We start from the raw sequence: 21,166 nt of genomic DNA, 5'->3' as shown, positions 1-21,166 counted from the left end.
ACCGCGTCCCCGCACACCCCGAGTTCGCTGCTGGCCGACCTCTCCGAAACCCTCGCCCACGGGACCGGCACGCGCCAGGCCCAACCGGGCCGCGAACACAGGTTCCGCCGCGCTACCCGTGCGCCGGCCGCTCCGGCCGCCGCAGCCGGCCCAGCCCTTCCTCGTTGAGCCCGAGGGCGGCGGCGGCCTGTTCGTCGGTCGTATCCTGCTGGGCATCGTGGGCCGGCCAGTAGCTGGTCTCCGCGGCAATCACCTCCAGCCTGCGGGCCGCCCGCAGCGCCGCCAACGGTGAGGTCTTGGCCAGCTTCTCGATCTCCTTCTCCAGCTGGGTCAGGAGATCGGTGAACGCCTCCGGCAGAGGAATGGCAGACATTGCCACCTCATCGGCGCGTTTGTCCCATTCTTGCGGGCACGCGTCCGGTTCCGCCAAGTCCGCCTCGAACAGGTATTGTTCACCGATCGCGTCCCAGTCGAGTCGGTGCTCCGTACCGGTCCAGCCGCAGGAGCACACAGCGCGCAGCGCGGCCGCCCGCGGTCCGTGCCCGAGGCGCCCGTCGTGGCGCTCCACTCCGAGACCGACCGTCCGCTCCCGCCGGAACTCATCTCGGTGAGGACGGGCCCCGGAACGGTGCCGTCGGCCAGGAGCAGGCCGACCACCTCTTCGCGCGAGGTGCCGAACTCCTCCGTCGTCCACGTCTCCCGCTCACCCGTGGCGCTCTCCCCTTCATCCGTCGTCTCCAGCCGGTCCTGGCACCTGGACATAGAGCCCCCGGACGGGCAGGCGGTCGGGCGACTGCGGATGGCCGCGTAAACCGGAGCAACTTCAGTCTCGGCTTGCTCCACTATGGGTATTACCATCGCGTCAGCTCAACTACATACGAGTCGGGGGACGGTTCGGCGTGTATCTGGTGGAACTGCCGGTCGGCAACGGCGAGACCGACACGGTGAAGGTCGAGATCCGCAGGGCCGACGAAGGCCTGGTACAGGTGGCCCGACCGGGGCAGGTGATCGCCCGGGCGTCGCGATCGCTGGGGGACATGCTCGCGTCTGTCCGGCCAGTAGCCGAATCGTTCGTGCACAGCTTCCAGGGACTGGCGAACGCACCGGACGAGATCACCGTGGGGTTCGGGATCGCGTTGAACGCCGAGGCCGACGCGATCATCACCAGCACCTCGGCCGAGGCAAACTTCTCCGTCTCGCTCGTCTGGAAGCGCACCCCACCCGCGGAACCGGCGCAGCCGTGACCAGCACCGGGGACGGGGTCGGCCCCAACGCGCTGGACGCAGCCGTGCTGCGCATAAGCGACGAGCGTGGCACGCCCGTCGGGGCAGGCTTCCTGGTCACGAGCGATCTGGCCTTCACGTGCGCCCACGTGGTTGCCGCCGCGCTTGGCAGGCCCGGCCGGGACAGGCCGCCGACGGGAGCGCGGGTCCGGGTGGACCTGCCCCTGGCCGGCACCGGGGCCGCGCCGATCGGGGCGAGCGTCGAACACTGGTCCGGCGACCGGGACATTGCGGTGCTGCGGTTGGACTCGCCACCGCCCGGAGCCCGGCCGCTGCGGCTGGTGCAGGCGCACGACGTCTGGGACCATCCGATGCGCAGCTTCGGCTTCCCGGCCGGCCGGGAGAGTGGCGTGTGGCACTCGGGGCGACTGCTTGACCGCCAGGGTGACGGATGGATCCAGGCCGAGCTGGCGTCACCGGGCGGCTATCGCGTCACCGGCGGGTTCAGCGGAGGCCCGGTCTGGGACGAAAAGCTCGTCGGCGTCGTCGGCATGGTGGTGGTCGCCGAGGCCGCCGATCCGCCGGCCAGCTACCTCATTCCCACCGACGGGCTGCTCGCGCCCTGGCCGGAGCTGGCGGCCGTCGCACTGCCCGAATCGCCGTTCCGCAGCCTGTCGGCCTTCGGCGAGTCCGACGCGAAGGTGTTTTTCGGCAGGGCGACGGAGAGCGCGCAAGTGGCCGAAGAGGTGCGGGCCACTTCGCTGGTCTGCCTCGTCGGCCCGTCGGGCTGCGGCAAGTCCTCGCTGGCCATGGCCGGTGTCGTGCCCAGGCTCCGCAGGGAAGGCTTCGAGGCCGCCGTCCTGCGCCCGGCGTCCGCCGACAGCCCGCTGCTGGCGCTCGCCGCCGTGCTGCTGCCGCTGTTCGAGCCGGGGCTGACCGGCCTGCGGCAGCTCGAAGAGGTCCCGGCATTGGCCGCCGTCCTGGCCGAGCAGGGCCTGCGCCCGGTCGTGGACCGAATCTTGCAGAACACCGGCGGACGGCGGCTGCTGGTGGTCATCGACCAGTGCGAGGAACTGCTCGTTGCCCCGCCGGACGACATTGCCGCGCTAGCCCGCCTGCTGCTGGCGGACGGCGCCCTTCCCGAGTCCGTACGCGTCCTGATCACCCTGCGGGCCGACTTCCTCGAACCGGCCCTGGCCGACCCCTCCCTCGGCCCCGCGGTGAGTCGCCGGATCCACGCGCTGCGCCCTATGCCCCGCCAGCAGTTGCACGAGGTGGTCACCGCCCCGCTCGCGGCCATTCCATCTGTCCGGTACGAGTCCGGCCTCGGCGACCGGATCCTGGACGACGCCGGCGAGGCGCCCGGCGTCCTGCCGTTGCTGGGTCTGACCCTGGACCTGCTGTGGCGCGAGCAGAGCGGTGGCCGTCTCACGCACGAGGCGTACGACCGGCTCGGCCAGGTGGCCGGAGCCCTGGGCCGGCACGCGGACGCCGTCTGGCGGGAGTCCGTCCCCGAAGACGCCGAGCGCGCCGCCCGCCGCCTGTTCACCCGGCTGATCAGGGTTCCGGCAGGCTCCGGCGCCATCACGCGCCGATTGGCGGCCCGCGCGGAGCTGGACGCGGCGGAATGGGACATCGCCCAACGCCTCGCCGCCACCCGCCTGCTGGTCACCGGCTCCAGCGCCGAGGGCGGCGAGACCCTCGAACTCGCCCACGAGGCGCTGATCACCGACTGGCCGAAACTCGCCACCTGGGTCGCGGAGGACCACGGGTTCCTGGCCTGGCATGAGACCGTACGGCTGGACATGGAGCGCTGGCGTGCCGCCGGCGAACCGGTGCAACTCCTGCCGACCACCGTGGCTCTCACGGCCGCCCAACGTTGGCTGTCCGAACGCGCGGCGGACATCGGCGCCCCGGAACGCGACTTCCTGGACCGCGGCCGCCGCCACCTCCAAGCCTCCGCCCGGCGCCGTCGGGGGCTGTTCTCGGGGATCAGTCTGGTCGTCGTCCTGGCGCTGATCCTGGGATCGTTGTACGTCTACCAGCGGCAGGTCAGCCAGGAGCGGCAGGCCGAAGCCAACTCCCGTGCGCTGGCCAGCCTCTCAGCGGACGAGAAGACCCAGGACCCGGCAAAGGCGATCATGCTGGCGCTCGCCGCCTACCGCACATTCCCGACGGAAGAGGCGAAGAACACGCTGCTGCGGTACTACGCCGAGTACGGGATCGGCTCGCGGCTGCTGTCCGGCACCCTGGGGGCGATGGCAGGCATGCAGACCAGTCGGGACGGCAACGTGGTACTGGCCCGCTCCGTCGGAGGTCGGGTGACGCTCTTCGTGCACGCTGTCCGGGGCCGCGTACGAAGCCAGGTGCTCGAAGCCCCTGTCTCGGCCTTGAGCCCGATGGTCTCCGGCGACGGCAGACGTGTGGGCTTCATCGGAACGGACGGGTCGGTCGTCTGGTACGACGTGCACCCCGATGCCCCATCCCTTGTTGGCCCGGCTCACCAGCTACCGGAGAAGGACACCGACGCGGCGGGTGGACTGTACTCCGACACCAAGGCGGCCATGTCGGCGGACGGACGTCTGGTCGTATCCGCCGGTGAGACGAAGGTGGTGTGGTGGGACCTGGAGAAGGGCACGGTCGGCGGCAGGATTGCCCCGCCCGTCGAGGTCGGCGACGTGTGGTTCGGTCCCGACGAGGACACCATCCTTGGGAGCGGCCTGATACGCCCCGATCGTCCGGACTTCCGGCTAGTGGCCATGAATCGCCGCACGCGCACCACCCGAACCCTGGCCGATCGCCTCAGCAAAGTCGCCGTCTCTGCGGACGGCCGGTACGCGGCGATCTGTGACAGTGTAGACAGTGACTCAAAAAACGCACGATACGACGCCATCTATACCGGCCTGCGGATCTCGGACGGCGTGAAGCTCGGTCGGTACACCGCCAAGGACGACACATGCGGGCCGCTCGCCATCGACACAGCAGGGCGCCACCTCGTCTACGAGGACCTCCGCACCGCGTCACTGGTCGACCTGCGGCAGGGCAAGAGGCTCTCCACGGTCGAGCAGCCAGAGGGTGCCAGCGGGTACGCGCGGATCGTGACCAGCGGGTCGAAGCTGCTGCTCATCCGGAGGAATGTCAGCGGCATCTTCGGTACGCAACTTCCCAAGCAGTCACCAATCTCTGTGAGCCGCAGTGAATTCACCGCGGACGGAACGGCCATCATCAGCGTGGTACGGGGCGGCGCGCTCATGGAGGTCTGGCCGGTGAAGGGAACCCGGAGGATCGCCCAAGCCCAGCGCGCCGAACCGCGCTGGGACGGCGGGACATCCGACCATATCGCCCTCAACGAGGACGGCACTCTGCTGGCCGACCGGGAAGGCGACAACAAGGTGGTCCTACGCGAGGTGCCGTCGCTGCGCCTGGTGTCCGCGATTACCACCGCCACACCGCCGAAACAGTACGGCACCTCGCTCCTCTCGTACTTCTTCAGTCAGAGCGGCCAACTTGTCACCGTCAGCGGCAAAGAGATCCAGCTCTGGGACAGTGAAACCGGCCGCCTCATGGACACCTACGATGCCCGCGGCCTGCCGGGAGCCGACGGGGAGGACATAGACATCGCCGTTAACGGACACCCGGCACCGGGCCACGTGGCCATCGTGGTGGAAGACGATCCCTACGTGCACATCGTGGACCTGCGCGACGGCAGGCAGACAGACCGTCTGAAGGTAGGCGAGGGCGCACGCGCCGTCCAGTTCGACCCGAGCGGCCGCTACTTCGCGCTGCTGCGGAGCGGCAGGAACATCGAGCTGTGGCGGCGCGACCCGTTGCGCAAGGAACTCGGCCCGCTGTCCAGCATCGCAGATGTAGTCCCGCGCTTCGTCGCCCGCTTCCTGGACGATACTGGCCGCTATCTCCTGGCCAACAACAATAAGGTGCAGATTTACCAGATCGGACAGCGCGCCTACCAGGAGTCCTTTGACCTGGGCCCCTACGGGACAAACTCCATCAGCGGGTTGCCCCAGTACTACTTCGTGGACGTCTCCAGGGACGGCCGGACAGTGCTGTACACCCAGAACTACGCGACCAGCGAGGGATATCACGGAGGCGTGCTATTCCTCCAGCCCGACACGTGGGGCGACGGCCTCTGCCAGGTCATCGGGGGCCGCGAGTTCACCCCCGACGAACGCAGAAGCAGGCCGGTCCAGATCCCACCTGGACCTGTGTGTCCCGGGTGAGCCGTCGGCCGGTCTCTGGGTAACTGGCGACCTCGCCGGCCTCACCTCACTGCGCATCTCCTTCGCGCTGATCACCGCACTGACCATCGGTATCATCGCCGGATCCCGGCTGTTCGGCCGCGCCCTGCCGCAACACGCCCCCGAACCCGATCCCGCGTAAAGCCCTTCAGCTCGCGTTGTTATTGACGATCTCCTTCACGTTGGTTGCGGCGAGTCGGACCTTCGCGAGGACCTCGCCGTGACTGACGTGTGCGGTGCTCAGATCCGGCATCCGCATCCGACGCCCGGAAGTCCTCTGGACGGACAGCGGTGACGTCGGACGGCGTGAGTGAACCCCGGTCGCGCCAGGTGCCCGCCGCTTCGACGGCGTCCGCGCCTGCCGCCTGGCCGTCTTCCGCTGGACCACCCGCTACAACACCCGCAGACGGCACTCGGCAAACGGACAGCAGGCCCCGATCACCTACGAGCAGCAGTCAGCTACCATCACACTTGCCGCATAACAACACGAACAGGTGTCCACCCTTCTGGGACAAGCCCCGACCACCAGGCGGCGAACAAGGAGCGCCAATGGCGGCGGATGTGGCCGTTGGGGCGAGTCCACGGCGGTACTGGGCTGCATGTCTGGCCCACGTCGGCCAGTACCACCTGGTCATGGCTGGGCTTCTCGCTCTGGTGTGGCTGTTCATCCCGTTGCCGCTCCGGCATCGAGGACCAGGCGCTTGCGCTGGAGGTGTACGCCTGCCGCGTTTGGTTGGGGGCTTCCGGTGAGCCGGGACCCGGCAGCCCTTGCGGGGCGCATTATCCCAGCGGCGGGTCGGCCATGTGATGGCTTTCGGTGAACTTCGGTACGCGGGAGCGAGGTTGTATAGGTTGCAGGTCACCGCTCAGCGTGAGCGAGTCGTCACTGCCTCCCGTCGTTCCGGCGGGCCCGTCCTTGGACGGTGAGCCCTCCCAGCGTGCCTACGGGCCATCAACTGGGTCTGTCTCAGTGCGGTACGTCCTTGCGACTGCGCGACCGCGTCTCTGCCCCCGGTTCTGCGTGGGGCGTCGGCCGTGTCGTGGGATTCCGGTCCCGAGCGCCGACCCACCTGGTGTGGGTCATGTCCCCGATCGGGCGGCCTCCGAGAAGCGCCGCACTACGACACCTATGGATGATCATGGAAATTTCGCTCACCTTCGTCGCGCCCGGCGGCGACGAGGACGACCACGCCCAGGGCGCCGTCGGCAAGCTGACGACCGAACAGATCGCCTCCTTCGCTCCAGGCCTGTTCGACATGGAGCCCGTTCCGACCCCCACCGAGTTGAAGGAACTGGCTATCGCAGGGCAGGACCACCCGTCGGTGGCCCTGCCGGCCGAGAGCCTCCGGGCGCTGTTCGCAGGGACCACCCACCCCGACGAGCTGCTCGACCAGCTCGACCACCCCGAGGTAGTCGCCCAACAGCTGAACACCCGTCCCGGCCGCAGCCGGCAGAGGACCAAGCGCAAGGTCTCCCGGCTCGGCCGCCTCGCCCGGCTCAGCACCAACACCGGGTACGCGGCAGTCGTGCGCAGCCCGCTGCACCAAATCGCCGGGATCATGACCCTGCCGGTAAACCCCCGGTTCCTCGCCGCGATCCAGCATGCCTTCACCAAGGGCCGCACCACTGACCCCACGATCGAGGGCAGCATCCCCGGCCTGCTGGAGATCCACCTGCCAGCCAAGCAGGACCTGGTCGACCTGATCACCACCACGGTCACCCACCACCTCCTGGACTACGACTGGTCAGACTCCATCGCCCGCACCGGCGTCCAGGAGCCGCTGACGTGCATGGCCTTGCGCGTGCACTACGCCGACGGCACCAGTGAAAACTTCGTCGTCGCCATCGACGGGCAGTCCCGGCTGACGTCCGCCTGGCGCAACGTCCTGGGCATCGGCGACAAGAAGCTGACCGCCGCCACGGCGCCCTCATACGCCGAGAAGATCGTGGGCCGCATGTTCGCCCACGATGCCGTAGCCGCGTCCCGCAAGGCCGTCAGCGGGGCACTGAACGCCGCCCGTGCGAGCTCCTGGACCGCCAACGAGCTGGAAACCCTGCACTCCCGCCTCGCCCCCGTCAACCTCGTCGTCGGCACCTACACTCGCCTCGGCGAGCCCTGCGAGGCCACCACCTGGTTCACCGAGCACCTCACCCAGATCCACCTGCGCCCCCGGCACTGGAGCGGCGGAAGCGACCAGGAGAAGGCCGTCGCCGATGCCATGCTCGCCGCCGTCCACGCCGGGAAGGTCACACCGACCCTCGCCAGCGCCCTGTCGGGACGTCTGCACGGCCTGGACTTCACCCACGCCACCGGCCTGCCCCACCACCCCGCCTTCGCCCGCGCCCTGCTCTTCGAGACGGTGCTCTCCGCTGACGCCGGCACGCTCATCCGCTCCGCCATCGCCGAAGGCCTCTCGCTCGACCCCAGCAGCAAGGACTTCCCCGCGAAGCTCCTGAAGACCACGGCGATCTTCTCCACCCGCTACCTGCGCTCCGACGCCAAGACGGTCTTCCCGAACATGGTGCACACCTGGGACAACGGCGGCCCGGTCACCCGAGCGATGTGGAACCGCCTGGCCAAGGGGGCGGACGCCTTCACCCTGACCCGGCTGCGGGACGACCAACTGGACGACGACCCGCGCAAGAGCGCCTCCGACCTCGTCGAGCAGCTGCGGCGGCGAGCCGAGGACGATGTCCCCGGCGCCCGGGACGAACTCGCCGTACTCGGCGGGGACGCCCTCACCGTCGCCGAAGCCCTGGGCCGCGACCGCGGGTCCAAGGAAGACCTGGTCTCCGAGGAGCCCGTGAACGGCAAGACCCCTTACCGCTCCCGGCCGCCCGGCATCGTCGCGGCGCTCATCGAGACCCCGGCCGGCCGCCTTCTCCTCGGGGCGGCCCTCAGCAGCTGGGTCGACCAGGTCCCCGGCCACCCCGCGGACTACTCCCGTCGGTTCACCGTCCCCGAGATCACCACCCCACCGGACGGCACCCCCGCCATCGCCACCACCCATGGAAACCCCAGGCGGGCAACCGAGTGGCACGTCTTCGAGCTCGCCTGGTCAGGCCTCCCGACCTCGCGCCGCGCGGTGATCGAGGGGCGGCGCGACGCGGCGCGGCAGGCGGCGGACGAGGGCGGCAAGAGCCAGCCGAAGGCCGCGTCCATCAAGGCCCTGCAGACCGCGGTCGGGCGGCTGGAGCAGACCATCACATCCATCCTGACGAGCCCCAGCCCGCCGAAGTTCGCGGACGGTGCGCAGCAGGAGGCACTGCAGAAGCTGCTGTTCAAGGCCAGCCTGGACATTGGCAAGATCCCCGTCGTGGTGACCGCCAGCCGGAACCCGTACCCCGACCTCGTCCCCGAGGACGGCGTGGCCCCCGACGGGCCGACTCCCGGCAGCAGCGCCCCCTACGTCCTCGCCGAGGACGGCAGCTGATGAGCGCGGGATGGACCCTCGGTCCCGACCTTGCCGCAGACGTCGCCGCCATTCCCGGCCAGCGTCTGGCCACGCCGCCCGAGACCCTCCGGGCGTGCGTCTACCCGCTCCGCGAGGCCAACGGAAGCTGGACCTTCCGCCACCTCCCGCCCTGGCCGACGGCGCTCTACGTTGCCCTGGACGACTGCTACCGCAGCCTCTACACCGGCAAGGTGCAGCGCGGCACGGCCGAGCGGCCCGACATGAGCGCTATCCGGGTCCGCACCCGCGAGCACTACCGCGACATCCAGCCCCCCGAGGCCCGCCACACCTGGCACCACCTGTGGGTCATCCCGATCGAGCATGGTGTTCCCAGCGCCGAGCTTGAGGCCTGGGAGACCCGCGTCCGCCGCTGCACGGCATCGCCGCAGACCCACAAGAGCGCGCTGCTGCGATCGGCATAGCGAGGCCTCTGGCCGGTCCGGCGATGAGCCGGACCGGCCGACTCGTCGTTGCAGGTCCTGGCCGGAACGGGGTGTGAGGCCCGTGGGCCAATTCCACCTCATCGGATCCGTGGCGATGGCGCCGACGATCCGGGTCCGGGAAAGGGGCCGGGAAGACCACCACGGGTCTGCTGCTGGCCCGTGCGGGCTGGTCCCTGCTGGCCAACGACCGCGTCGTTACCCGGCGGAGCGTTCGTCGTCTGGATTACCCTCTCCGTCTCCCTCTGCTCAGCCATGGGCTGGCTGGACAGGCCAACCGGACGGCCGTAGCGGGAATAACATCCCTCCTCGGCCCTCCCCCTCGCGGCAGTACAAACCCCGCCGCCCTGTGGCCGCGATCGTTATCTAGTGTCGTGTGAATGAAGTCCTTGGACGGTGGCTTGGGGTGCGGTTGAATGGCGTATGCCTGTCGCCCTGCCGCTGGTCGTTTCCGATGCGGACCGTGAGGTTCTGCGTTCGTGGGTCCGCTCGCCGTCGTCCCCGTCGGGGCTGGTGACGCGGGCCCGGATCGTGCTCCTTGCCTCGGAAGGCGCCTCGAACACGGAGATCGCGCGGCGGTTGGAGCTGTCCCGGCAGACGGTGGTGACCTGGCGGGGCCGGTACCGCTCGGCCGGGCTGGCCGGGCTGGAGGACCGGCCGCGTTCGGGCCGGCCCGGCACGGTGGACGAGGCCGAAGTAGTGGTGCGGACCCTGGAGGGCCCGCCGGGGAAACTCGGCGTGACGCACTGGTCCTCCCGGCTGCTCGCCGCCGAACTGCGCCTGTCCAACGTCGCGGTGGCCAAGGTGTGGCGGAAGTGGAAGATCCAGCCCTGGCGGAGTGAGACGTTCAAGTTCTCCACCGACCCAGAACTGGAGGCCAAGGTCCGCGACGTGGTCGGGCTGTACCTGGCCCCGCCAGAAAAGGCGGTGGTGGTCTGCGTCGATGAGAAGTCGCAGATCCAGGCGCTGGACCGGACCGCCCCGATGCTGCCGGTGCGGCCGGGCCTGGCCGAGCGGCGCACCCACGACTACGTCCGCCACGGCACCACCACCCTGTTCGCGGCCCTGGAGCTCGCCACCGGGAAGATCACCGCCGACGCCTGCTACGACCGGCACCGCAACGACGAGTTCCTCCGCTTCCTCAAACAGGTCGCCAAGGCCCACCCGAGGGTGAAACTGCACGTGGTCGCCGACAACTACGCCACCCACAAGCACGCCCGCGTGAAGGCGTGGCTCGCGAAGAACCCGCGGATCACCCTGCACTTCACGCCGACCTCCTGCTCCTGGCTGAACCTGGTCGAGATCTTCTTCGGCATCATCACCCGCCAGGCCATACGCCGCGGCACCTTCACCTCGGTCACCGACCTCACCGACGCCATCCGCCGCTACATCGACGCCTACAACGACCGCTGCCAGCCCTTCACCTGGACCAAAACCGCCGACGAAATCCTCGAACACGCCACACCCAAACGTCCAAGGACTTCATTCACACGACACTAGCGACCAGCACGCGATCATCGAGCTGAAGACGGGCAGCACCAGCGACTCGGTCTCGAAGGACGATGCGGATCAGCTCGGCGGCAGCGTTCGTTGGCACGAGTCCATCGCGCCAGGTGTCAGGGCCCAGCCCGTGATGCTCCACCCGAGCAGCGCACTTCACAAGCAGAGTCCGCCTATGCCCGGTCTACGCGTTGTGACACCGACCAAGCTTGACGAGCTGCGGGAGGCGGTAGTGGGGGTTGCCCGTGCTCTGGCCACAGGGCACGGGCGGTGGGGTGACGAACAGGCCGTCGCCGCCGAGCTGCAGAGGGCCAAGTTGACCGCGGGAGCGATCTTCTCCGCGTACGCAGAGACGGGTCGCCCCGCTCCATCGTGAGCGTGAACGAGCAGGAAGTTGCCCCTATGCGGCAGTTCCTGGTCGTTTACGCGCCTTCATTGCCCACCCGAGATAGCACGAGTACCCGGGAAGAACGAGGGTCGTCAGCACATCGCGCTGACGACCCTCGTCCCCCGTTCAGGTGCTCTGTCCGCGAGGGCCCGGGGCCGGGCTGTCGTGGAACAACTGAAAGACCTCGACGCCCAAAGTCCGGGCCAGGGACGGGAGCCGGTCCACGGCGATGCTGTGCCTGCCGGGCTCGACGCCCGCGTAGAAGGAACGGGAGCCCCGTGTTGGCTGCCGTGGCGGTCTGGCTGAGCTCGGCACGTCGCCGCAGTTCCCGAAGCTGTAGCCCGAGAGCCGCGCGGCTGGCCGGACTCGGATCTGCGTTCTGCAGGTTCTCCGTGGCCAAGAAGGTAACCCCACCCTCATCGGTTCGATATCTCATGCAAGTTGGGAGGGGAGTGATGCCTGGGGTATCTGCGCGGACGGTGAAGACCTCGACGTCGGTCGCGCGGCCTCGGCTTGCTGCTGTTGCGCGGGTCCGGCGTCTGCCGGTGGTTCCGACACCTGTTGGCGGCGAGGGGTTCGCGTCCTGGGTGGACCGGGTCGCCTTCACCCTGCACGCGCCGCCGGGGCTGGTGGCCCGTGCGCTGGGGCTGGAGTGCCGGGAGGGGGCGTCCTCCACCCGCCCGGTGTCCTTCGGTGTCGCGCTCACCCCGGCCAGTCTCGGCGGGCTGCGGGAGGCAACCGGACTGGCACCCGGCCGTCTGCGGCGGATGCAGCTTGCCCGGTACGACGGGACTGCCGTGGATTTGACCGGCCTGGACCTGGCCCGGGAGACATCGCTCACGGCGGTGGCAGCCCGCGAGTGGATGACGCCGAACTCCAGCCGGGCCTGCCCTTTGTGTCTCGCGGACGGTCCTGTGTGGCCGCTGTGGTGGCGGCTGGGCATCGCGGCGGTCTGCCCGGTCCACCGCTGTCTCCTGGTCGAACGTGTCCTTCTTGCGGGGTGCGGCTGCGGCGGGGGAGTGAACGGACGGCTCGCGGGCTGCTGACCCGCCCGCCGCTGCCCGAGCCCGGGGAGTGCGCCAACCGGCCGTCGGGCACGGTGAGGGGCCGGGCGGGTCTGTGCCGTCAGCCGCTCGCGGAACTTCCGGCCTTCGCCGTGTCCGGCTCGTTGGCGGACCTTCAGCGCCGTGCGCTCGATGCCGCCGAGGGGCGGCCCGCCCGCCTGGCGGGGGAGCCGGTCTCCAGCAGCGACTAGTTCGCCGCTCTGCGCTACCTCACTGCCATGGCCCGGCTCGCTGCGGACGAGGACGATATCGCGTGCCTCCCCGGAGACGCGGGAGAGGCGTTCGCCGCGAAGCGGCGGCAACGCGCGTCCCAAGTCCGCGGGGGAGGCGGCAGCAAGGTCGGTGCGATGCCGGCGACCGCCGCTGAGGCGCTGGCGGCCTTGGCCCTCGCCTACCAAGTGTTCAACGCCCAGGAATGGACGAGGGAGCCCACCGTCTCGCCCCGTGGACCCGGCGCCTGACCGCCCAGCGCCGGGCGGCGGGCGGCGGGCGGGTCGGACCCGCTCCGTCAACTCGCCCGCCCCGCCGTCCTCGACCGCATGACCGCCGCCGTCGCCCCCGCTCCTCCCGCGTCGCCGGAGCCCTGACCGCCACATCCCAAGCCACGGTGCTCAACCATCGGCACATCCCGCACCTCGCTGACGGGGGCGACTACCGGACGCTGATCGCCCCTCTGCTGGCTGGCACCGCCGAAGCCTCCGGCAGGCGGCTTGCCGCGCTCGCCCTTGCCCGCCTGGCGGGTGCCGCCAGCTGGGCCGGGGCCGCCAACGTGCTGGACCGACATGGACACCGCCCGTGCGGCTTGTGCGGCCGACACCCTCGTCCAGCGAATCACGGACCCCGACGCCTTCTGGGCGGCGGTCACCGAGATGGCCGGCCGGATGCACGAGCGGGGGAACGTCGACTACGCCGCCCGCCGTACGGCGTTCGCCGATCTGCGGGAGATTCCCCACCGCACCCTCGTCCCGGTCTTCCACCCGCTCGGCATGGACGTGACCTGGCAGCGGCAGCGGCACTCCGCCGCCTGGGTCTGGCAGCACTTCACCGGCGGCGACCCCCGGGAAGCGCCCGCCTACGCCCTGGGCTGGGAGGACGGCACCAGCACCAAGTCGATACGCGACGGCTGGCGGCGTTTCCGTACCTGCCTGCCCTGCCCCGCGGCCCAGGCCCTGACCGGCTGGGGAACAGGCATCCTCGCCCAACAAGGAATCACATGACCCCACCACGGTCCCGCACCCTGCGGCCGATCCGCACCCCGGGCCACCGTGCCCACCTCCACTACCTCGACCCCGGCGGCACCGAATGGCTCGTTGCCGTCGACCGGGCCCGCTCCGTCTCCTTCGAAAGCGCCTTGCCCGCCCGGGAGATACCCTTTTATGCCGGGCAGCGTCACACTCCCGGCCACTACTGGGCCGCCACCACCGACCGGATGGTCGGGTACGAGTCCTTCCTGGAGTCGAAGTGGATGAAGCTCCTCGACTTCGACACCGACGTGTCCGCGTTCAGCGCCCAGCCCTTCACCATCGACGCCCAGGACGACTGGGGTGCCTGGAAACACACCCCCGACCTCTTCGTCCGCCGCCGCGACGGCTCGGCGCTGGTGCTGGACGTGAAAAACGACGACCAGATGACCGTGCCCGCCGTGACCCGGCAGGCCCGGCGGACCGCCGAGCTGTGTCACCGGATCGGCACTTAGGAACCCCAAGCACGCGCAAGACACGCCCATCACACCCAAGCAAAACGTCCACCTTGGATGCCATTCAACCCCCTTGCCATGTACGTAGACTTTTCCTTGACGGTCGAGGACATCCGTGCCCTCTCAGCCGACGGTTATCCGTTGAGTGCGGGAATAACGCACTGTCCGTAGGCGTCGATGACGGCCTCCCTCGCATCGTGCATGGCGTACACGGCGAACTGGTCCACGCCCAGGTCGCGCAGGGCCCGCAGCTTCTCGATGTGGGCCTCGGCCGGCCCAAGCAGGCAGAAGCGGTCGACGATCTCGTCGGGGACGAAGTCGGCGGACGGGTTCCCCGCCCGGCCGTGGTGGCTGTAGTCGTACCCCTGACGGGACTTGACGTACGCGGTCAGCTCCTCGGGCACCATCGAGGAGTGCTCGCCGTAACGGGAGACCAGGTCTGCGACATGATTGCCGACCATCCCGCCGAACCAGCGGCACTGGTCCCGGGCGTGCGCGAGGTCATCTCCGACGTACGCGGGGGCCGCCACACAGATCGTGATCGCGTCCGGGTCCCGGCCCGCCTCCACGGCCGCCTGCCGCACCGCCTTGACCATCCACTCCGTGAGGTAGGGGTCTGCGAGCTGGAGGATGAACCCGTCGGCCTTCTCCCCCGCCAGCGCGAGCGCCTTCGGACCGTACGCCGCCATCCAGACCGGCAGCTTGCCCTCCCGGATCCACGGAATACGGATCGGGTTGCCGTCGACGACAGCCTCCCGGCCCTCCGCCAGGTCCCGGATCACGCCCATCGCCCGACCAAGTAGGCCCAGGGTGTTGGGGGCACGCCCGGCCACCCGCATCGCGGAGTCGCCGCGCCCAATCCCACACACCGTGCGGTTGCCGTACATGTCGTTGAGGGTGGCGAAGGTCGAGGCGGTCACCTCCCAGGTGCGGGTGCCCGGGTTGGTGACCATCGGGCCCACAATCAGCTCTTGCGTGTTGGCCAAGATCTGGCTGTAGATGACGAACGGTTCCTGCCACAGCACAGCGGAGTCGAACGTCCAGCCGTAGCGGAAGCCATTGTGTTCGGCGCGCTTCATGAGGCTGACGACCTGGGAGGCGGGCGGGTCGGTCTGCAGGACGAGGCCGAAGTCCATAACTGGCTGCTCCTTACGGGCTTGCGCTTACAGGTACTGGCAGGTGGAGCGGTGGATGAAGGAACCGTGGCCGGACCGGCCGGTGAATTCGCGCCGGTCGATGACGAGTTCGCCGCGCGAGAGGACCGTGTCGACGCGCCCGGTGATCCGCCTGCCCTCGTACGCCGAATAGTCAACGTTCATGTGATGCGTCTCGGCGGAGACGACCTGCTCGGCGTGCGGATCATAGAGGACGATGTCGGCATCGGCACCCGGCGCGATGGTGCCCTTCTGCGGGTAGAGACCGAACATCCGGGCCGGGCTCGCGCAGGCGATCTCGATCCATCGGCGGCGGCTGATGTGCCCGTCCAGGACCGCCTGGTGGAGCAAGTCCATACGGTTCTCCACACCCGGCAGCCCGTTGGGGATCTTGGAGAAGTCCCCGCGACCCAGCTCCTTCTGACCACGGAAGCAGAACGGACAGTGATCGGTGGAGACCACCTGAAGGTCGTTGGTCTGCAGGCCCCGCCAGAGCGCCGCCTGGTGTTCGCGGGGGCGCAGCGGGGTGGAGCAGACGTACTTGGACCCCTGGAAGTCGGGCTCCTCCAGGTTGTCGGTGGACAGGAACAGATACTGCGGGCAGGTCTCACCGAAGACAGGCAGACCCTTGTCACGGGCCACGGCCAGTTCGGCGACAGCCTCCTCCGCCGACACGTGCACTACGTAGAGTGGGGCGCCGGCGACCCGGGCAAGCTGAATCGCCCGGTGGGTGGCCTCCGCCTCGAGCAGCACCTTGCGGACCTCGCCGTGATGCCGGGGGTCCGTCTCCCCGCGCGCGAGGGCCTGCTCGATCAGCACGTCGATCGCGATGCCGTTCTCCGCATGCATCATGATCAAACCGCCGTTGCCGGAAGCCCGCTGCATGGCACGCAGGATCTGCCCGTCGTCCGAGTAGAAGACCCCGGGATACGCCATAAACAATTTGAACGAACTCACGCCTTCTGCGACGAGTCCGTCCATTTCCTTGAGCGTGCTTTCATTGACGTCCGACACGATCATATGGAACGCGTAATCGATCGCGCACTTTCCATCCGCTTTGGCATACCAGGCGTCCAGGCCCGCCCGAAGCGAGTTCCCTTGCGACTGCACCGCGAAATCAATGATCGTCGTCGTCCCGCCCCAGGCTGCGGCTCGCGTCCCGGTCTCGAACGTGTCCGACGCGAAGGTGCCACCAAAAGGCAGCTCCATGTGCGTGTGCGCATCGACTCCACCCGGGATCACATATTTCCGGGAGGCATCAATCACTCGATCGGCGGTCCAGTCCTGGCTACCTGTGGTCGCCAGCGCCACGACGCGGCCGTTCTCGATCAGAACATCCGCGTGCACCTCTTCGGCAGCGGTAATCACGAGGCCACCGGTAATGAGAGTGCGAGTCATGCTTAAGGAATCCCTTCTCGTCGGAATGCGGAGATTGAAGGGCTGCTGACCGGTACACCGTAATGAATGCGGTGTACCGGTCAGCGGCAGAAGCCAGTACGACACCGGCAACTCACGCCGCAGCGCCCTGCGCCGTTCAGCACGAGGCGTCCGCACCCACTAGATCGCCGAACCGCCCTGAAGATCTCTGGTCACGCGAGCCAATGAAACTCTTGAAGGAGGTGACGCCCTCCTGGACGAGGAGGTCCATCTCCTTGAGGGAGCTCTCGTTGACGTCGGCCATGATCATGTGGAACCCGTAGTCGATGGCGCACCGGCCGTCGGCCTTGGCGAACCAGGCGTCCAGGCCCGCGCGCAGCGACTGCCCCGGGGACTGGATGGCGAAGTCCACGATGGTGGTGGTGCCGCCCCAGGCCGCGGCCCGGGTGCCGGTCTCGAAGGTGTCGGCGGCGAACGTCCCGCCGAACGGCATCTCCATGTGGGTGTGCGCGTCGACCCCGCCCGGGATGACGTACTTCCCGGTGGCGTCGATCGTCCGGGCCGCGGTCCAGCTCTCGGCCGGTCCCGAGCCGTGGGCGGCGAGGGCGGCGATACGGCCGTCCTCGATCAGGACGTCGGCGTGGATCTCGTCGGAGGCGGTGATGACGAGACCGCCGCGGATCAGGGTGCGGGTACTGCTGCTCATGCGGGTGGCGCTCCCTTTCTTTGCCTGCTGCCCTTGTGGCTGTGCCGCCGACTACAGTGCGCCCAGCGCCTGTTCGAGGATCGCGGCGCCTTCCTCCGCCTCCGCGACGGTCAGCGAGAGCGGTGGGGCGATGCGCAGCACACTGGTGTTGTGTCCGCCGCCCTTGCCGATCAGCAGCCCGCCCTCGCGGGCCGCTTCGAGCACCGCCGCGGCCTTCCCGGGCGCCGCGTCGGACGTCCCCGGCTCGGTCAGCTCGATCCCGATCATCAGGCCCCGGCCGCGTACGTCCCGTACGGCGTCGACGCGCGCGCCGATGGCGCGCAGCCGCTCGATGAGCAGTCCGCCGACGCGGCGGGCGTTGCCCTGGAGGTCGTGCTCCAGCAAGTACGAGAGGTTGGCGAGCCCTGCGGCCATGGTGACGGGGCTGCCGCCGAAGGTCGAAATGGAGTTGGCGTCCAGGGTGTTAATGATGTCGGCGCGGGCGACGACCCCGCCGATGGACATGCCGTTGCCGATGCCCTTGGCGAAGGTGAGGATGTCCGGCGGGCCGTTCTCCGCGTGTGCCTGCCAGCCCCAGAAGTGCTCGCCGGTACGGCCCCAGCCGGTCTGCACCTCGTCGCTGATCCACAGGATGCCGTGCCGGTCGAGGACTTCGCGGAACGCGGCGTACAGCCCGTCGGGCGGAGCGGTGAAGCCGCCGACGCCCTGCACGGGTTCGGCGATCAGCGCGGCGGGGGTACGGACATGGCCGAGCAGGTCTTCGAGGTCGCCGACGCACGCCTCGATGAACCGCTCGTCGGTGAGCCCGGCGTACGGTCCCCGGTCGCGGACGGCGCCGTGGACGTACAGCGTCTGGAGCGGGGAGAGCCCGGTGGGCGACCAGCCCCGGTTGCCGGTGATGGAGACGGTGGAGAAGGAACGGCCGTGGTAGCTGTTGCGCATGGCGAGGATCTGGTTCGAGCCGCGGTACGCGGTGGCCAGCATCAGCGCGGTGTCATTGGCCTCGGTGCCCGAGGTGGTGAAGAAGACCCGGGCGTCGGGGATGCCGGACAACCCGGCGATCCGCTCGGCGAGTTCGACCATGGGGCGGTTGAGGTAGAGCGTGGAGGAGTGGATGATCCGCCCGGCCTGCTCGCTCACCGCCTTGGTGACCTCGGGGAGCGCGTGGGCGGTCATGGTGGTGAGGATGCCGCCGAAGAAGTCGAGGTACCGGTTGCCGTCGGCGTCCCACACATGGCGGCCCTCGCCGTGGGTGATCTCGATGGGGTCCTGGTAGTACAGCGCGAGCCAGTCGGGGAGGACGGCGCGGTGCCTGTCGTGGAGCTCGCTCACGGCCGCACCAGCCCCTCGTACGCGTCGGGACGGCGGTCCCGGTAGAACGCCCACTGCTGGCGCACCTCGTCGATCAGGCCGAAGTCGAGGTCGCGGACGAGGAGTTCCTCCGCCTTGTCGCTCGCGGTGTCGCCGACGAACTGGCCGCGCGGGTCGACGAAGTAGCTCGTGCCGTAGAAGTCGTTGTCGCCGTACTCCTCCTGGCCGACGCGGTTGATCGCGGCGACGAAGTACTCGTTGGCGACGGCGGCGGCGGGCTGTTCGAGCTGCCAGAGGTAGCTGGAGAGGCCGCGCGAGGTGGCGGAGGGGTTGTAGACGATCTGCGCGCCGTTCAGCCCGAGCTGGCGCCAGCCCTCGGGGAAGTGGCGGTCGTAGCAGATGTAGACGCCGACGCGGCCGACGGCGGTGTCGAAGACCGGCCAGCCGGCGTTGCCGGGCTTGAAGTAGTACTTCTCCCAGAACCCCTTGACCTGCGGGATGTGATGCTTGCGGTACTTGCCGAGGTACGAGCCGTCGGCGTCGATGACCGCGGCGGTGTTGTAGTAGAAGCCGGACTGCTCGATCTCGAAGACGGGCACGACGATGACCATGCCGGTCTCGCGGGCCAGCTCCCGCATCCGGGTCACGGTCGGGCCGTCCGGGACCGGTTCGGCCCACCGGTAGTGCTCCGGCTCCTGCACCTGGCAGAAGTAGGGCGCGTTGAAGACTTCCTGGAAGCCGATGATCCGCGCGCCCTGCCGGGCCGCCTCGCGGGCGTGTTCCTCATGTTTGGCGATCATGGATTCGGTGTCACCCGTCCAGGTCGCCTGGACGAGTGCGGCGCGTACGACTGAGGCCACGAGCTGCTCCTTCGGCGGGTGCGTTCCGTGCGCTCTACGCACGTAGATTCGATGCGTAGAGAGAGAACGTAAGCCCCGGTTCACACGGGGGCAAGACCATCGTCGTTAACCCGCAGAGTCGATCAAGTTTCACACCCGAGCGGTCGACATCGAGCGGTTCGCGCCGGAATGACCGGGCGGGCGTCGCGGACCGCTGTCAGCCGGACACGATCCCGGCGGTCCGCAGGGCGTGCACGACATCGCGTTCACGGGCGGTCGAGACCGCGCGGGCCGCGTCGAGGAGGCCCGGTACGAGGCGGCGCGGATCGGGGGCGGCGAGGAGCGCCGCTTCCGCCGGCGTACGGGCCCCTACGAATGCGCTGAGCAGCCCTTTCGCCTCGGCGGAGCGACCCGCGTCGCCGAGCGCGCGGACGGCCTCGGTGATCTCCTCGGGGGGCCGGGAGACCGCCTGGCGCAGCAGTTGGGCGCAGTCGTCGTCCCGGCCGGCGACGGCGAGCGCGCCGGCCGCAGCGGCGAGGTGCCCGGGCGGCAGGAAGGCGGCCTCCCAGAGCAGTTCCGACCAGTCGGCGCCGAGCCCGGCGCGGTGCAGTTCGGCGGCGAGCGGGGGCAGTTGCGCGGGCGGCCGGCCCGCGGCCTCGCAGAGGACGACATGGGCCTCGCCGCTGCGCCCCTCGGCGCGCAGCCGGATCAGCAGGGCGACGGTGTCGGCGACGGCCCGGCGGTCCGCGGCGGTGACGGCGGGCGCAGCGGGACGCGCGGGCGCGGCGGGCGCGCCGCCGAAGCGGGCGCCGCGCGGGGTGGCGGAGGTGCCGGGGGACGGTACGGGCGCCATGGCCGGCGGCGCGGCCGGCGCGGCCCCGGTCACGGCCTCGCCACCGGCACCCGCACCGGGCTCCGCGCCGGGCCCGGTCTCGTCGACCTCGATGCCGGCGAAGCGGGCGCCGCGCGGCTTGCGCGGGGTCGCGGGCCGCTTCTCCTTCCGCTCCCTCTTCTCCTTCTTCTCCCTGGCGCGCTTCTCCTTGGCAGGGACCTCGGCCGGGACCTCAGGAGGTGCTTCCGGCTCCGGATCCACGCCGTCGAAGACGGGCGGTTCCGCGCTGCGGAACCAGCTGTCCGGCGCGGGCGGGCGCCCGGGCGCGCCGGGGCGGCCGGGCGGTGTCAAGGACGCCAGGCGGGAGCGGAGTTCGGCGCAGCGCGCGGTGGCACGCGTGTGGTCGTCGCGGATCCAGGCCAGTTCGTGGGTGAGCCGCTCCGTCTCGGCGGTGCCCTCGGGGGCCGTACGGAGCAGCCGGACCAGTTCGTCGGCCCGGCCCGCCGCGTACGTCTGCTCACGGAGCATCAGCCGCAGCCGCTCCGAGAGCGCCCCGGCGCCGCCGGGGAGGCGGTCGTACGCGGCGGCGGACGCGGCGTGGAGCCGGTCGGCCCGCGCGGTCTCGCGCGCCACCAGCCCCTCGTCGCGCCCGGCCGCGAAGTCCTGGAGGAGCGACTCCACCACGTCCCAGGGCGGGACCTGGGTGCCGTCGAAGCAGGCGCGCAGCCCGTCGGGGTCCCGGTGCCTGAAGACCCCGTACCAGCCGCCGACCGGGTCGAGCCGGGCCGCCAGATCTCTTAAGTACCGCGCGAAGTCACCGGTTTCCGCCGGGAGTTGATGCACAACCATCGCTGCCCCGTCCGTGTCGGTCCCCCACGGAGGGGACACTTCGGTCCGCAGGCATTTGACCTCAGTTGTGTTACGG

Annotated in this window: 15 protein-coding genes and 1 pseudogene; 9 read left to right on the top strand and 7 right to left on the bottom strand. The window is 69.8% G+C overall.

The features are described from left to right. Positions 1–112: 112 nt before the first annotated feature. Complete coding sequence (locus AB0389_RS12270; RefSeq protein WP_366395269.1) at positions 113–373, bottom strand: hypothetical protein; 261 nt, start codon at positions 371–373, stop codon at positions 113–115. A gap of 183 nt (positions 374–556) precedes the next feature. On the opposite strand from AB0389_RS12270, the gene AB0389_RS12265 reads away from it, so the two are divergent. The 9 genes from AB0389_RS12265 to AB0389_RS12225 all read left to right on the top strand — a co-directional run bounded on the left by AB0389_RS12265 (position 557) and on the right by AB0389_RS12225 (position 14,022). After that, the gene (locus AB0389_RS12265) at positions 557–811 is read left to right on the top strand and encodes a hypothetical protein (RefSeq protein WP_366395268.1); all 255 of its coding nucleotides are present in this window, start codon (positions 557–559) and stop codon (positions 809–811) included. Between the two features lie 88 nt (positions 812–899). Beyond that, positions 900–1,244, top strand: coding sequence for a CU044_2847 family protein (locus tag AB0389_RS12260; protein ID WP_366395267.1), 345 nt, complete (start codon positions 900–902; stop codon positions 1,242–1,244). After that, positions 1,241–5,461, top strand: coding sequence for a trypsin-like peptidase domain-containing protein (locus AB0389_RS12255; RefSeq protein WP_366395266.1), 4,221 nt, complete (start codon positions 1,241–1,243; stop codon positions 5,459–5,461). Before AB0389_RS12260 ends, AB0389_RS12255 begins: the two co-directional genes overlap by 4 nt. A 1,157-nt stretch (positions 5,462–6,618) precedes the next feature. Next, positions 6,619–8,913: a hypothetical protein gene (locus AB0389_RS12250; RefSeq protein WP_366395265.1), complete on the top strand. Its 2,295-nt coding sequence runs from the start codon at positions 6,619–6,621 to the stop codon at positions 8,911–8,913. After that, the gene (locus AB0389_RS12245; RefSeq protein WP_366395264.1) at positions 8,913–9,356 is read left to right on the top strand and encodes a hypothetical protein; all 444 of its coding nucleotides are present in this window, start codon (positions 8,913–8,915) and stop codon (positions 9,354–9,356) included. Before AB0389_RS12250 ends, AB0389_RS12245 begins: the two co-directional genes overlap by 1 nt. A gap of 441 nt (positions 9,357–9,797) precedes the next feature. After that, positions 9,798–10,874, top strand: coding sequence for an IS630 family transposase (locus AB0389_RS12240; protein WP_366395263.1), 1,077 nt, complete (start codon positions 9,798–9,800; stop codon positions 10,872–10,874). Between the two features lie 933 nt (positions 10,875–11,807). Continuing rightward, positions 11,808–12,308, top strand: coding sequence for a TniQ family protein (locus AB0389_RS12235; protein WP_366395262.1), 501 nt, complete (start codon positions 11,808–11,810; stop codon positions 12,306–12,308). 800 nt (positions 12,309–13,108) lie between these two features. Further along, the gene (locus AB0389_RS12230; RefSeq protein WP_366395261.1) at positions 13,109–13,543 is read left to right on the top strand and encodes a hypothetical protein; all 435 of its coding nucleotides are present in this window, start codon (positions 13,109–13,111) and stop codon (positions 13,541–13,543) included. Beyond that, positions 13,540–14,022: a TnsA-like heteromeric transposase endonuclease subunit gene (locus AB0389_RS12225; RefSeq protein WP_366395260.1), complete on the top strand. Its 483-nt coding sequence runs from the start codon at positions 13,540–13,542 to the stop codon at positions 14,020–14,022. Before AB0389_RS12230 ends, AB0389_RS12225 begins: the two co-directional genes overlap by 4 nt. Positions 14,023–14,156: 134 nt before the next feature. On the opposite strand, the gene AB0389_RS12220 is transcribed toward AB0389_RS12225, so the two are convergent. The 6 genes and pseudogenes from AB0389_RS12220 to AB0389_RS12195 all read right to left on the bottom strand — a co-directional run bounded on the left by AB0389_RS12220 (position 14,157) and on the right by AB0389_RS12195 (position 21,090). Continuing rightward, a complete protein-coding gene (locus tag AB0389_RS12220) occupies positions 14,157–15,158 on the bottom strand; it encodes a TIGR03842 family LLM class F420-dependent oxidoreductase (RefSeq protein ID WP_366395259.1) in 1,002 nt (333 codons plus the stop codon). Between the two features lie 27 nt (positions 15,159–15,185). Continuing rightward, positions 15,186–16,574 (bottom strand): dihydropyrimidinase, encoded by a 1,389-nt coding sequence (gene hydA, locus AB0389_RS12215; RefSeq protein ID WP_366395258.1) that lies wholly within the window; start codon positions 16,572–16,574, stop codon positions 15,186–15,188. Between the two features lie 137 nt (positions 16,575–16,711). Then, positions 16,712–17,259, bottom strand: a pseudogene (locus tag AB0389_RS12210) (amidohydrolase family protein); the annotation flags it as partial. Between the two features lie 51 nt (positions 17,260–17,310). Beyond that, positions 17,311–18,591, bottom strand: a complete 1,281-nt coding sequence (locus tag AB0389_RS12205; protein WP_366395257.1) for an aspartate aminotransferase family protein — start codon at positions 18,589–18,591, stop codon at positions 17,311–17,313. Next, entirely contained in the window at positions 18,588–19,430 is an 843-nt protein-coding gene (locus AB0389_RS12200) for a nitrilase-related carbon-nitrogen hydrolase (protein ID WP_366395256.1), read from the bottom strand. The genes AB0389_RS12205 and AB0389_RS12200 overlap by 4 nt, the downstream gene beginning before the upstream one ends. A gap of 196 nt (positions 19,431–19,626) precedes the next feature. Further along, positions 19,627–21,090 (bottom strand): hypothetical protein, encoded by a 1,464-nt coding sequence (locus AB0389_RS12195; RefSeq protein ID WP_366395255.1) that lies wholly within the window; start codon positions 21,088–21,090, stop codon positions 19,627–19,629. Positions 21,091–21,166: the final 76 nt, after the last annotated feature.

This window comes from Streptomyces sp. NPDC093109 (genome assembly GCF_040701725.1).
In the GTDB taxonomy this organism is placed as follows: Bacteria; Actinomycetota; Actinomycetes; order Streptomycetales; family Streptomycetaceae; genus Streptomyces.
The sequence above is the reverse complement of the archived record's forward strand: the minus strand, read 5'-3'. Positions and strand labels throughout refer to the sequence as shown.

Bases quoted from the DNA above. Each gene is read 5' to 3' on its own strand.
- AB0389_RS12220 (WP_366395259.1), bottom strand. From the start codon at position 15,158: ATGGACTTCGGCCTCGTCCTGCAGACCGACCCGCCCGCCTCCCAGGTC.
- hydA (WP_366395258.1), bottom strand. From the start codon at position 16,574: ATGACTCGCACTCTCATTACCGGTGGCCTCGTGATTACCGCTGCCGAA.
- AB0389_RS12250 (WP_366395265.1), top strand. From the start codon at position 6,619: ATGGAAATTTCGCTCACCTTCGTCGCGCCCGGCGGCGACGAGGACGAC.
- AB0389_RS12240 (WP_366395263.1), top strand. From the start codon at position 9,798: ATGCCTGTCGCCCTGCCGCTGGTCGTTTCCGATGCGGACCGTGAGGTT.
- AB0389_RS12245 (WP_366395264.1), top strand. From the start codon at position 8,913: ATGAGCGCGGGATGGACCCTCGGTCCCGACCTTGCCGCAGACGTCGCC.
- AB0389_RS12195 (WP_366395255.1), bottom strand. From the start codon at position 21,090: ATGGTTGTGCATCAACTCCCGGCGGAAACCGGTGACTTCGCGCGGTAC.
- AB0389_RS12230 (WP_366395261.1), top strand. From the start codon at position 13,109: ATGGACACCGCCCGTGCGGCTTGTGCGGCCGACACCCTCGTCCAGCGA.
- AB0389_RS12270 (WP_366395269.1), bottom strand. From the start codon at position 373: ATGTCTGCCATTCCTCTGCCGGAGGCGTTCACCGATCTCCTGACCCAG.
- AB0389_RS12225 (WP_366395260.1), top strand. From the start codon at position 13,540: ATGACCCCACCACGGTCCCGCACCCTGCGGCCGATCCGCACCCCGGGC.